Raw genomic sequence first — 11,947 nt, forward strand, 5'->3', positions numbered from 1 at the left:
CTCTACCAGCCTCAGTGGGCCGCGCTCATGTCGCTGGCGTGTTTCTGGACATACTGGGTCAGCATGCGTGCCTGTTCCGGGGTGAGGGAGGTACGAGACTCCATCCCCTTGATGACGCCGATCCACTGGTTGGCGTTGAAGTGATCCAGCGCGGTGAGGCCGTGGCAACCGGTGCAGTTGTTGGACATCAGGGTGGAGGCATACTGCCACAGCTTGCCCTGATCGCCGATGAGCTGGCTCTCGTCTACCCAGGCGGTCAGGCTGACCTGATGCCAGGTGAGGTTGGTGGCGCTGTCGGTTTCGCTCTTGCCGGTGACCAGCGCTTTCTTGGCGGCATCGCCGACCAGTACGCTGAGGATCCGTTTGCCGGGGGCGGCGTAGAACACTTCGCTCACGCCATCCTGCTGCCAGCCATCGATGCGCACCCGGGCGCGGCCATTCTCCTTGCCCATCATCTCAACCTGAGTGGAGGGCATCAGGGTGCCTTCATCGGTCTTGGCGCTGGCATCCAGATAGAGCGGGGTGGTGGCGATGGCGTAGCGGGTGGTGACGCTGGCCGGGGTCTGGGCGGCGGCTTGCGCCAGTTCGCTGGCACCGGCGGCAGCCAGACCGCTCATGTCGGGCATGATGTGGGCGACGCCGCGGTGGCAGTCGATGCAGGTCTGGCCATCCTTGATGGCGATGGGGTGTTCGGCACGGGCGTTGGGGCGCTGGGCCAGAATGTCCATGGCTGCGTAGCTGTGGCAGCTGCGGCAGGTGGCGGAGTCATTGGCTTTCAGCTCGTCCCACACGGTCTGGGCCATCCGCAGCTTGTGGGCCTCGTATTTCTCGGGCGTGTCGAGCGTGCCGATCGCCTCGTGATAGATATCCTTCACGGCGCGGATCTTGGTCCACAGGTAGGATGTGGGGTCGCCCGGGATGTGACAGTCGGCACACTCGGCGCGGATCCCCTTGGTGTTCTGGAAGTGAACGCTGCCCTGATACTCGGCCAGCGGGGTCTGCATGGAGTGGCAGGAGACGCAGAATTCGGTGGAGCTGGTCTTGTGCAGCACGGTCACGGTGACGCCGAGGGCGGCGATACCCAGCATGGCGCCCAGCAGCAGGAGCCAGAACCAGGTTTTTCTTATCAGTTTTCCAATCATGGGGGCTGTGTCCTGTGGTCGATGAATACCAACATAGTAGTAGGTACATGGTAGTCATCGGGGGCGCAGGGGGCGTTGACCTCAATCATGGTTTGAATTTTAAGATGTGCGTCACATTGTGATTTATGTTTTGTTATTGACTGATTTGTCGAATTTAGTTCTGAAAATTGTCGATTTAATGATTATTTTACTTTCTTCTGCCGCTGTTAGCCCCCTCGCAAAACCCTGACGGATTCGTTGATATAGTCGGGATTGAGCCTCAACGGAGTGTCGCTGATGAGCCCTTTCTCCCTGCTGTGTGTCGCCGCCGATGTCCAGCTGCTGGCCGAGTTCGAACAGGAGCTGGCCCCGCTGCTCAGCCGCTTTGTGCTGGTGGTCGCCACCGGGCAGGAGTCGGCCGAGCTGGCGCTTGAGGAGCTGGAGCGCAAGGGGCAGCCGCCGGCCGTGGTGGTGTGCGACAGCGATCTGGGGGATGGGCGCGGGGCCGACTTTCTGATCCGCCTCGGCAGCCAGCACGAGGCGTGCCGCAAGATCCTGCTGGGCAGCCAGCCCGAGATGAAATCGATCATCGAGGCGGTCAACCTTGGCCGCCTCGACTACTACCTGCAGCGCCCCTGGCGCGACGGCAGCCTGCGCCGCGCCGTCATCGAGCAGGCGAGCCAGTTCGTGCTGCACTGCCCGGAGGCGGATCTGCTGAGCTATGCGACCGTGCTCGACAACCAGCGACTGCTGCGGGCTCATGTCGATCGCCAGTTGGCCGAGTATCGTCAGGGCTTTATGGATTACACCCGCTGCAGCGACGAGGAGTTGTCGCGGGTGGTGATCGACGGCCTCTACCAGTTTTTCGAAGGCAACGACGAGGCGCGGGTCTGCCGCCACTACAGCCCGGGCCATGTGCTGACCCGCGAGGGGGAGCCCAACAGCTTCCTCTGGTTTATCGCCAAGGGGGAGGTGGTGCTGCGCAAGCGCGACGCCCACGGGGTCGATCAGGAGGTGGTGCACTACCGCTCCGGCGCGCTGGTGGGGGGCATGTCCTTCGTCACCGGCGAACCCGCCTTTACCACTGGAGTGACCCTGACCGGCGCCGAGGTGATCAAGCTCGACAAGCTGCAGTTCTCCCGCGTCATGGAGGCGCGCAGCGAGCTGCTCCCCTCCTTTACCAACCTGCTGCTGCGCCACTTCAACCGCCGCCTGCAAAACAGCATTCGCACCGAGATGCGGTTGCAACAGACCCTCGACTCCCTCGAAGCGGCTCATGCCCAGCTGATGGAGAGCGAGAAGATGGCGATGCTGGGCCAGCTGGTGGCCGGTGTCGCCCACGAGCTCAACAACCCGGTGGCGGCCATTATCCGCGGCAGCGAGACCCTGCGCGCCGCCATCCCCGATCTCATCAACCTCGAACTGCCTGCCGCCCTCAAGGGGCTGGGCAATCAGACCCTCTGTCAGGCGCTCTCATCCCAGCCGGTCTCGACCAGCGAGATCCGCGACAAGACCCGGCAGGCTGAACGGCGCTTTGGCGAGCGTCAGCAGGCGCGGCTGGCGGTGCAGATGAATCTGGATGACGAGCTGAGCTGGCAACGCTGGTTTGCCGGGCGCACCGCCAGTGAGCGGGAAGCGCTGCTGGTGCAGCTGGAGCTGTTCCAGCAGACCGGCAGCTTCCTGCGCAATATCGAGGTGTGTGCCCGCCGCATCGGCGATCTGGTCAAGAGCCTCAAGCAGTATGCCCGGCAGGACAGAGACGAGCCCTCGCTGGTGGATCTGCACGAGGGGCTGGAAGATACCCTGCTGATGTTCGAGAACCGCCTCAAGCAGCATGAGCTCTGCAAGGAGTACCAACCCCTGCCGCTGGTGCGCTGCCATCCTGCCGCCCTGCAGCAGGTGTGGACCAACCTCATCGCCAACAGTCTGGATGCCATGAGCGAGCCGGGAAGATTGACGGTGCGCACCGGCCTGCCGGAGCCCGGCTGGGTGATGGTGGAGGTGGAGGATAGCGGCTGCGGCATCGAGCCCGAGCTGTGGCAGCGGATCTTCGATCTCAACTTTACCACCAAGCGGGAGGGGCACTTCGGTCTCGGCATTGGCCTGAGCGTCTCGCTGCAGATCGTGCAGCAGCATCACGGCCGGATCGAGGTGGCCTCCGAGCCTGGACGCTACACCCGGATGCGGGTCTGTCTGCCGCTCGGGGATATCGGGATGGCCGACTACGGGGGAGAGCCCCGCCACAACGAGCATGCGGCCTGAGCGGACGCATCTGCCATAAGAGGGCGTGCCGTGGTGCGCCGCCAAGGAGGAGCAATGAACAAACACTATCTGATCCTGTGCGTGGACGATGAGCGGGAGGTGCTGGAGGCGGTGCTCCACGACCTCGCGCCGTTTCGCAGCCATTTCGAGCTGGATGGCGCCGAGAGCGTCGATGAGGCGCGCGAGGTGGTACACGAGTGGGAGCGGGAGGGGGGCAGGCTGGCGCTGATCCTCTGCGATCACATCATGCCGGGAACCTTGGGGGTCGACTTTCTGGTGGAGCTGAACCGGCGTAGTGCGACCCGGGCCAGCCGCAAGCTGCTGCTGACCGGACAGGCGGGGCTGGAGGCGACCATAGAGGCGGTCAATCGCGGCGGATTGCACTACTACCTCGCCAAGCCGTGGAAGCTGGAGAGCTTGCAAGAGGCGGTGCGCGAGCAGCTGACCGATTACCTGCTGGCGGAGGATGGCGACAACGCCTTCCACTATGCCCCCGTGCTCAATCAGGCGCGGCTGTTTGCCGCCATTCACGACAATCCGTTCGACGAATAGTCGCGGTTGGGCTTTATCGGCGAGCGCTGTATACTGTCTGCATATACAGTGTTTCAGGTAGTCACCGATGCGACTCTTCATCGCCGAGAAGCCCACTCTGGGGCGCGCCATTGCCGATGCCCTGCCCAAGCCCCACAAGAAGGGCGACGGTTTTATCGAGACCGCCCAGGGGGATGTGGTCACCTGGTGTATCGGTCACCTGCTGGAGCAGGCCGAGCCCGATGCCTATGACGCCGCCTTCAAGCAGTGGCGGATGGAGCATCTCCCCATCGTCCCCGCCCAGTGGCAGCTGGTGGCCAAGCCCAAGACCAAAACCCAGCTCACCGTCATCAAGCGGCTGATCAAGCAGGCCGACTGCGTGGTCAACGCCGGTGACCCGGACCGGGAAGGACAGCTGCTGGTGGACGAGGTGATCGACTTTCTCGGCTACCCGAAAACCAGGCCGGTGCAGCGCTGCCTCATCAGCGATCTCAACCCGCCCGCGGTGCGCCGTGCCCTCGACAAGCTCAGAGACAACAAGGAGTTCGTGCCGCTGGCGGTCTCGGCGCTGGCTCGCAGTCGGGCCGACTGGCTCTACGGCATCAACATGACCCGCGCCTACACCTTGCTCGGGCGCAAGGCCGGTTGCAGCGAGCTGCTCTCGGTCGGTCGGGTGCAGACCCCGCTGCTCGGGCTGGTGGTGCGGCGGGATCTCGAGATCGAGGCCTTCGTCCCCAAACCCTTCTACGAGGTGCTGGCCCATCTGCTGACCGATAGCAACGAGCGCTTCACTGCCAAGTGGCTGCCGTCCGAAGCTTGCCTGCCGTGGCAGGACGAGGAGGGGCGGGTGCTCAACCTGGCGCTGGCCGACAAGGTGGTGAGCCGGATCAACGGCCAACCGGCACAGGTCGAATCGGTGGAGGAGCAGGCCCGCAAGCAGGCGGCGCCGCTGCCCTATAACCTCTCCAGCCTGCAGATCGATGCCGCCAAGCGCTTCGGCATGGATGCCAAGCGGGTACTCGACGTCTGCCAGAGCCTCTACGAGCGCCACAAGCTCATCACCTATCCGCGCTCCGATAGCCGTTATCTGCCGACCGATCACTTCAAGCGGGCCGAGCAGGTGCGCGGCGCCATCGCCGCCACTGCGCCTGCGCTGGCCAAGGCAGTGGCCGAGGCGGACGGCAAGATCCGCAGCAAGGCGTGGAACGACAGCAAGGTGGATGCCCACCACGCCATCATCCCCACCGAGAAGCAGGGCAACCCCAGTACGCTGGGGGCCGACGAGGCGAAGCTTTACGGCCTGATTGCCCGCCAGTACCTGCTGCAGTTCTATCCCCCGTTCGAATACAACGACAGCAAGGTGCTGCTGCGCATCGCCGGTGGCCTGTTTCAGGCCAAGGCTCGCCGCATTCTGAAAGCGGGCTGGAAGGCGCTGCTCGGAGTGGAGGAGGATGACGACGAAGAGAAGGCCGGTACCCTGCCTGCTCTTAAAGAGGGGGAGCAGCTGCTGTGCGAGCGGGGTGAGCTACAGGAGAAGATGACCCAGCCGCCCAAGTCGTTCACCGATGCCACCCTCTTGGCCGCTATGACCGGCATCGCCCGCTATGTGCAGGATCCCGAAATTCGCAAAACCCTGCGCGAGACCGATGGCCTTGGCACCGAGGCGACCCGGGCCGGTATCATCGACCTGCTGTTCAAGCGCCGTTTTCTGGTGCGCCAAGGCAAGAGCATCAAGGCGACACCGACCGGGCGGGCGCTGGTGCAGGCGCTGCCTGCCACCGCCACCACGCCGGATATGACGGCGCTGTGGGAGCAGAGCCTCGGCCAGATCGCCGAGCGTCACGGCAGTTACCAGCAGTTTATGGGGCCGCTCACCGAGCAGCTGCACGGTCTGATCGAGGGGGCGCGGCAGGACTCTGGCGCCAGCTTCAGCGCCCTGCCCAAGGAGGCGCCGGGCGCCGGCAAGCGGCGCTTTGCCAAGCGCAAGAGTCCGGCCGCTGGCGGCGCTGCAGCTCGCAAGAGTTCAGGCAAAAGTGCAGGCAGGAGCACGGGCAAGCGGACGACCAAAAGCCAGGCGGCCTGACCGTGGGGTGTCGGCAGGAAAAAGAGAGGGGCCATGATGGCCCCTCTCTGTTTTGTTGGCGTAATAATCAGCGGTCATTAACCGGTGTAGACGCTCTCTTCCGGATACTTGATGCGGGTCTCGCTCGGGCGGGCCAGCATAAAGGCGAGGGTGAGTGGGCCGAGACGGCCGCAGATCATCACCAGCACCAGAATGAACTTGCCCGGGCCGCTCAGGCTCGGGGTGATGCCGGTGGAGAGGCCGACGGTGGCAAACGCCGAGATGGTTTCGAACATGATTTTGTCGAACGGCAGGGCGTCGGTGATCATCAGCAGGAACATGGCCAGCATCAGCACCATGGTGCTGACGATGATGATGGCGAGCGAGCGGGTGACGATCTGGGGCGACAGGGTGCGGCCGAAGGCGGTGACGTGAGGGCGCTTGGTAAGAAACGCCTTGGTCGCCAGCAGCACCACGGCAAAGGTGGTCACCTTGATACCGCCACCGGTGGAGGTGGCGCCGGCACCGATAAACATCAGCATCATCATGAACAGCAGCGAGGCGGGCACCATCTGGCCGATGTCGATGGAGTTGAAACCTGCGGTACGGGCGCTGGCCGACTGGAAGAAGGCAGCCAGCAGCTGGCCGCCAATACCGGCGTTGCCAAAAGTGCCCGGGTTGTTGCGCTCCAGCAGCCAGAAGATCACGGTCCCCAGCAGCAACAGGGCCGGAGTCATCAGGATCATCAGCTTGCTGTGCAGCTTCAGTTTGCGCCAGCGACGGTTGCGCACCAGATCTACGATAACGGTAAAGCCGATACCACCGAGGATCAGCAGGCCGGCGATGGTCAGACAGATGAGGGGGTCATCCCGGTAGCTGATCAGGTTGTTGGCAAACAGCGAGAAACCCGCGTTGTTGAAGGCTGAGACAGCGTGGAAGAAGCTGACGTAGAGGCCGCGACTCCAACCCATTTCGGGCACCCAGCGAATGGCCATCAGGCCGGTGCCGATCAGCTGGGCGATGAAGGCGAACAGCACGATACGCTTCACCAGCTGGATGATGTTGACCGAGCCCTCCTGTCCCAGCGCCTCCTTGGCGAGTACCTGCTGGCGCAGGCCAACCCGCTTGCTGAAGATGGCGATGAGCAGCAGGGTCATGGTCATCTGCCCCAGCCCGCCAATCTCCATCAACATGATCAGAAAGATCTGCCCCTGCAGGGTGAAGGCGGTGCCGGTGTCCACCACGCCAAGACCTGTCACGCAGATGGCCGAGGTGGCGGTGAACAGGGCGTTGATGAAGCTCACCTCGCCGTTATGGCTGGAGGGCTGCACCAGAAAGATAGTGCCTATCAGCAGGATGATCAGAAAGCTGCCAAGGATCAGCTTGGCCTCGCTCCAGCGGGAGTCATCCTCCCGGTGAAGGGCGAAGGCAAAGCTGTTGCGCCAACGGGTCATAGGGTTTCCAGCCAGTGGTCGATCGCGTGTTTGTTGCCTGCCAGGATGAGGATGTCACCCAGTTGCAGCTCCATCTTGCCGGTCAGCACGTTGTGCAGCACCTCGCCGCGTTTGATGGCGAGCAGCTGGAAGTCGTTCTGCTGCAGCAGGTGGAAGTCGCTGAGTGCCTTGCCATTTTGCTGCAAGCCGATGACGAACTCGGTCAGCACCATGTCGTGACCCAGCTCCAGATAGTCGAACAGGCGGTTGTCGAGCATGCTCTGCGCGACCCGGCGGCCCATGTCCCACTCGGGGTTGATCACCTTGTCGGCACCCACTTTCTGCAGGATCTTGGCGTGGAACTTGTCGCGGGCCTTCACCCATACCTTCTTCACGCCAGCCTCTTTCAATACGAGGGTGGTGAGGATGCTGGTCTCCAGGTTGTCACCGATGGCGACGAAGACGATGTCGAAGTTGGCCAGCCCCAGCTCGGCGACGGTGGCCTCATCGGTGGCATCAGCCACGACGACGTGGTTGCAGAGGGTGGCGATTTGGCGGGTCTTGCTCTCGTCGATATCGATAGCCAGCACCTCGGCATCCTGCCGCTGCAGCTCTTCGCACAGCGCGCTGCCAAACAGGCCCAGGCCGATGACGGCAAACTGGTTGTTCATGAGTTATTCCTCAACAGTTGAAGCTGACTACTCTAAACCACTGTTATTCGTCCGAAAAGAGCACAGATTTTTCGTCACCGGCAACTTGAGGTAGACTGCGTCCTTGCACCAAGCCGGGATAGACAGATGAAACTGAATGCCAACGCCTCCTTGTTGAAACTCAACACCCTCGCCCTCGATGCTTACTGCCTCTGGTTGGCCGAGGTGGAGCTGATCGCTGATCTGGCTGCCCTGCGAAGTGATGCCGAGCTGAACACGCTGCCCCGTCTGAATCTGGGTGGTGGCAGCAATGTGCTGTTTACTACCGACTTCCACGGTCTGGTGGTGCTCAACCGCCTCAAGGGCATTACAGCTCAGGATCAGGGCGATCACTGGCTGCTCCATGTCGCAGCGGGTGAGGATTGGCATCAGCTGGTCTGCCATACCCTGCAACAGGGGTGGTACGGACTGGAGAATCTGGCGCTCATCCCCGGCACGGTCGGGGCTGCTCCGGTGCAGAACATCGGCGCCTACGGGGTTGAGTTGGCGAACTTCTGTGCCTATGTCGAGGCCTTCAACTGGCAGAGCGGCGAGATCGAGCGGATTGAGGCGCAGCAGTGCCGCTTCGGCTATCGCGACAGTATCTTCAAGCACGAGTATCAGGACTCCCATCTGATCACCGCGGTCGGCCTCAAGCTACCCAAAGCATGGCAGCCGGTGCTGGGCTATGGCCCGCTGGCCGCGCTTGGCGACCAGCCGAGTGCGCAGGCCATCTTCGACACCGTCTGCGCCACCCGCATGGCCAAGCTGCCGGATCCCGCCGTACTCGGCAACGCCGGCAGCTTCTTCAAGAACCCGGTGGTGCCCGCCGCGCTGGCCGATTCGCTCAAACTGACATATCCGCAGATGCCCTGTTATCCGGCCGGGGAGGGGCAAGCCAAGCTGGCGGCTGGCTGGCTCATCGATCAGTGCGGTCTCAAGGGATTTGCCATCGGCCGCGCCGCCGTTCATCAGGAGCAGGCGCTGGTACTGGTCAATCTGGGGGGCGCCAGCGCCATGGAGCTGATCGCGTTGGCGGCCCACGTGCGCGACAGCGTGGAGCAGAAGTTTGGTGTGGTGCTGGAACACGAGGTGCGCTTCATGGGCGCGCAGGGTGAAACCTGGCTCGATGAGGTGCTCTCATGACGTTGACTCCCATCAGACAGACCCTGATCACCCTGCTCAGCGACGGCCAGTTTCACTCCGGCGAACAGCTGGGCGAGCAGCTCGGCATCAGCCGGGCGGCAGTGAGCAAGCATATGGCCGCACTCAAGGAGCTGGGGCTGGATCTCTTTAGCCTGACCGGCAAAGGCTACCGGCTGGCTGTGCCGATGGCGCTCTATGACGAGGCGCAGTTGCAGGCGCTGGCGCCGATGGCGCCGGTGCACTGCTTCCCGGTGATCGGTTCGACTAACCAGCATCTGCTGGACAGGGTCAATCAACTGCGCTCTGGCGAGAGTTGCCTTGCCGAGTGCCAGACCGCCGGGCGCGGTCGTCGTGGCAAGCCCTGGGTCTCGCCGTTCGGTTGCCAGCTGATCCTCAGCATGTACTGGCGGCTGGAGCAGGGGATGGCTGCCGCCATGGGGCTGAGTCTGGCGGTCGGTGTTGCCGTGGTAGAGGCGCTGGAGTCTCTCGGTTATCACGGCGTCGAACTCAAGTGGCCCAACGACCTCTACTATCAGGGGCGCAAGCTGGCGGGCATTCTGGTGGAGATGAGTGGCAGCGCTGGCGCCAGTTGCCATCTGGTGATCGGTATCGGCCTCAATCTGGCGATGCCGACCCGCGAAGGGGAGAAGATCGATCAGGCCTGGGCCGAGCTGCGCCACATCAATCCCGAGCTGGTTGATCGCAATGAGCTCGCTGCCCGGATGATTGCCTATCTGCAGCGGGCGATGCAGACCTTCGAGCAGAGCGGATTGGCGAGTTTTGTCGATCAGTGGAACCGGCTCGACCACTTTGCCGGTCGCCCCGTCCGTCTCTTGATGGGGGAGCAGGAGATCCGTGGTATCGCCCGTGGTATCGACGATCGCGGCGCCCTGCGGTTGGAGACGGAGGAGGGCACCAAGTTCTATCTGGGTGGCGAACTCTCCCTGCGCCGGGGTGATTGAGCGTTGCGCATGGCGATAACCGTTAGCGACAAAAAAGAGAGGGGACCTGCGGGTCCCCTCTCTGTTATCCGGCTATCTGCAACGGTGCGAACTGCCGTGTTTATTTGCGCAGCTTGATCTGTTCGATGGCGTGCTCGTTGCCCTTGGTCAGGATCAGGTTGGCCCGTTCCCGGGTCGGCAGGATGTTCTCCTGCAGATTGAGATAGTTGATATCCTGCCAGATGTTGTTGGCGATCTGGGTCGCTTCGCTCTCGGTCAGCTTGGCATAGTGGTGGAAGTAGGAGTCCGGGTCCGAGAACGCACCGCTGCGGAATTTGAGGAAGCGCTCGATATACCAGGTGCGCAGCAGGTCGGCTTCAGCATCCACATAGATGGAGAAGTCGACGAAATCGGAGACAAACACCCGGTGCGGCTCCTGCGGATAATCCATACCGCTCTGCAGTACATTGAGCCCTTCCAGGATCAGGATGTCCGGCTGCTCCACCACCTTCTTCTCGTCAGGGATGATGTCATAGATAAGGTGGGAGTAGACCGGTGCTTCAACCTTCTCGTGGCCAGCCCGGATATTGGCGACAAACTCCACCAGATGGCGGATGTCGTAGGATTCCGGGAACCCCTTGCGACGCATCAGGCCACGCTCCTCCAGTACCTTGTTGGGATAGAGGAAGCCATCGGTGGTGACCAGCTCCACCCGCGGGTGCTCCGGCCAGCGCTCCAGCAAAGCCTGCAGGATACGAGCGGTGGTGCTTTTGCCCCCCGCCACACTGCCGGCGATGCTGATGATATAAGTACCCTTGCCGCGCGACTGGCCGAGGAACTGTTCCAGTACCCGGCTACGGCGCTGCTTGGCTTTGACATAGAGATTGAGCAGGCGGGAGAGGGGCAGATAGATCTCCTCTACCTCCTTCAATGACACCTTTTCGTTGATCCCGCGCAGGGTTTGCAGATCGTGTTCGGTCAGGGTCAGGGGGACCGAATCGCGCAATAACGCCCATTTTTCGCGGGTGAATTGCAGATAGGGGTTATGCTCTGTCGTCATGGTGTCATCACTGTTTCTTTGGCACGGCGACCATACACCAAGGGGTGGAGAGCGACAAGGGACGCATCCAGATTGGCCTGAATCCCTCCACTTTTTTGCCCGGATCCCGGCAATAATCCACATTTTGCAAGGTGCAATGGTTGCATCCCCCAAATCCTTACAATAAAATGCGCGACGCTTGGATGTCTGTCGCCTGTTTGCTCGGCAAAAGCGATAAAAAACAGTGGGTGCAAGCAGAATTACCACTGTGACAATCTGGCATCTGGAGGGGTTCCCGAGCGGCCAAAGGGATCAGACTGTAAATCTGACGGCTCTGCCTTCGAAGGTTCGAATCCTTCTCCCTCCACCATATTTCTCTGCGGTTTGAGTTCTTTGGGTTAGAGAAATGCGGGCATCGTATAATGGCTATTACCTCAGCCTTCCAAGCTGATGATGCGGGTTCGATTCCCGCTGCCCGCTCCAAGATGCTGATATGGCTCAGGCGATACCAAGAGCTACGCCCTCAGGGTGAAGTCGGCAGTCGAACCTGTCTGTCAGCACCAGCCTCTCTTCCCCACCAGATTCAAATCCATCATATAAACTGTTCTGTGGTTAGCTTGCCACCGCGTACTCAGCGTTAGTTTAGAGGGACGATCATGTCTAAAGAAAAATTTGAGCGTAATAAACCGCACGTTAACGTGGGTACCATCGGCCACGTTGACC

General features: G+C 61.9%; 9 protein-coding genes and 2 tRNA genes. 7 read left to right on the top strand and 4 right to left on the bottom strand.

The window, feature by feature from the left end:
* Nucleotides 1–11: 11 nt before the first annotated feature.
* On the bottom strand, nt 12–1,142 hold the full coding sequence (locus AACR93_RS10740) for a NapC/NirT family cytochrome c (protein ID WP_043850759.1): 1,131 nt from the start codon (nt 1,140–1,142) through the stop codon (nt 12–14).
* A gap of 276 nt (nt 1,143–1,418) precedes the next feature.
* Between AACR93_RS10740 and AACR93_RS10745 the strand changes: the two genes are divergently transcribed.
* The 3 genes from AACR93_RS10745 to AACR93_RS10755 all read left to right on the top strand — a co-directional run bounded on the left by AACR93_RS10745 (nt 1,419) and on the right by AACR93_RS10755 (nt 5,997).
* Nucleotides 1,419–3,383, top strand: coding sequence for an ATP-binding protein (locus AACR93_RS10745; protein ID WP_043850760.1), 1,965 nt, complete (start codon nt 1,419–1,421; stop codon nt 3,381–3,383).
* A 54-nt stretch (nt 3,384–3,437) separates the two neighbouring features.
* A complete protein-coding gene (locus tag AACR93_RS10750) occupies nt 3,438–3,935 on the top strand; it encodes a response regulator (RefSeq protein WP_043850761.1) in 498 nt (165 codons plus the stop codon).
* Between the two features lie 67 nt (nt 3,936–4,002).
* Entirely contained in the window at nt 4,003–5,997 is a 1,995-nt protein-coding gene (locus tag AACR93_RS10755; protein ID WP_043850762.1) for a DNA topoisomerase III, read from the top strand.
* Nucleotides 5,998–6,074: 77 nt separating this feature from the next.
* Here the strand turns inward: AACR93_RS10755 and AACR93_RS10760 are convergent, their stop codons facing one another.
* Both AACR93_RS10760 and AACR93_RS10765 read right to left on the bottom strand, forming a co-directional pair.
* On the bottom strand, nt 6,075–7,430 hold the full coding sequence (locus tag AACR93_RS10760; RefSeq protein WP_041209573.1) for a TrkH family potassium uptake protein: 1,356 nt from the start codon (nt 7,428–7,430) through the stop codon (nt 6,075–6,077).
* On the bottom strand, nt 7,427–8,080 hold the full coding sequence (locus AACR93_RS10765; protein ID WP_043850763.1) for a potassium channel family protein: 654 nt from the start codon (nt 8,078–8,080) through the stop codon (nt 7,427–7,429). The genes AACR93_RS10760 and AACR93_RS10765 overlap by 4 nt, the downstream gene beginning before the upstream one ends.
* A 126-nt stretch (nt 8,081–8,206) precedes the next feature.
* Here AACR93_RS10765 and murB point away from each other — a divergent pair, with 126 nt between their 5' ends.
* On the top strand, nt 8,207–9,244 hold the full coding sequence (murB, locus tag AACR93_RS10770; RefSeq protein ID WP_043850764.1) for a UDP-N-acetylmuramate dehydrogenase: 1,038 nt from the start codon (nt 8,207–8,209) through the stop codon (nt 9,242–9,244).
* Complete coding sequence (gene birA, locus AACR93_RS10775; protein ID WP_043850765.1) at nt 9,241–10,206, top strand: bifunctional biotin--[acetyl-CoA-carboxylase] ligase/biotin operon repressor BirA; 966 nt, start codon at nt 9,241–9,243, stop codon at nt 10,204–10,206. The genes murB and birA overlap by 4 nt, the downstream gene beginning before the upstream one ends.
* Nucleotides 10,207–10,306: 100 nt before the next feature.
* Here the strand turns inward: birA and coaA are convergent, their stop codons facing one another.
* Nucleotides 10,307–11,245 carry a type I pantothenate kinase gene (coaA, locus tag AACR93_RS10780; protein WP_033114855.1) on the bottom strand — a complete coding sequence of 313 codons (939 nt, stop codon included), beginning with the start codon at nt 11,243–11,245 and terminating at the stop codon, nt 10,307–10,309.
* Between the two features lie 264 nt (nt 11,246–11,509).
* On the opposite strand from coaA, the gene AACR93_RS10785 reads away from it, so the two are divergent.
* Nucleotides 11,510–11,594 (top strand) — tRNA-Tyr (locus tag AACR93_RS10785).
* A 38-nt stretch (nt 11,595–11,632) separates the two neighbouring features.
* Nucleotides 11,633–11,707: transfer RNA gene (locus tag AACR93_RS10790), tRNA-Gly, on the top strand.
* Nucleotides 11,708–11,947 lie beyond the last annotated feature (240 nt).

It is taken from the genome of Aeromonas sp. L_1B5_3, from assembly GCF_963866575.1.
GTDB lineage: Bacteria > Pseudomonadota > Gammaproteobacteria > Enterobacterales > Aeromonadaceae > Aeromonas > Aeromonas jandaei.

Coding starts and splice junctions, on each gene's coding strand:
- coaA (WP_033114855.1), bottom strand. CDS start 11,245: ATGACGACAGAGCATAACCCCTATCTGCAATTCACCCGCGAAAAATGG.
- AACR93_RS10765 (WP_043850763.1), bottom strand. CDS start 8,080: ATGAACAACCAGTTTGCCGTCATCGGCCTGGGCCTGTTTGGCAGCGCG.
- birA (WP_043850765.1), top strand. CDS start 9,241: ATGACGTTGACTCCCATCAGACAGACCCTGATCACCCTGCTCAGCGAC.
- AACR93_RS10745 (WP_043850760.1), top strand. CDS start 1,419: ATGAGCCCTTTCTCCCTGCTGTGTGTCGCCGCCGATGTCCAGCTGCTG.
- murB (WP_043850764.1), top strand. CDS start 8,207: ATGAAACTGAATGCCAACGCCTCCTTGTTGAAACTCAACACCCTCGCC.
- AACR93_RS10750 (WP_043850761.1), top strand. CDS start 3,438: ATGAACAAACACTATCTGATCCTGTGCGTGGACGATGAGCGGGAGGTG.
- AACR93_RS10755 (WP_043850762.1), top strand. CDS start 4,003: ATGCGACTCTTCATCGCCGAGAAGCCCACTCTGGGGCGCGCCATTGCC.
- AACR93_RS10760 (WP_041209573.1), bottom strand. CDS start 7,430: ATGACCCGTTGGCGCAACAGCTTTGCCTTCGCCCTTCACCGGGAGGAT.
- AACR93_RS10740 (WP_043850759.1), bottom strand. CDS start 1,142: ATGATTGGAAAACTGATAAGAAAAACCTGGTTCTGGCTCCTGCTGCTG.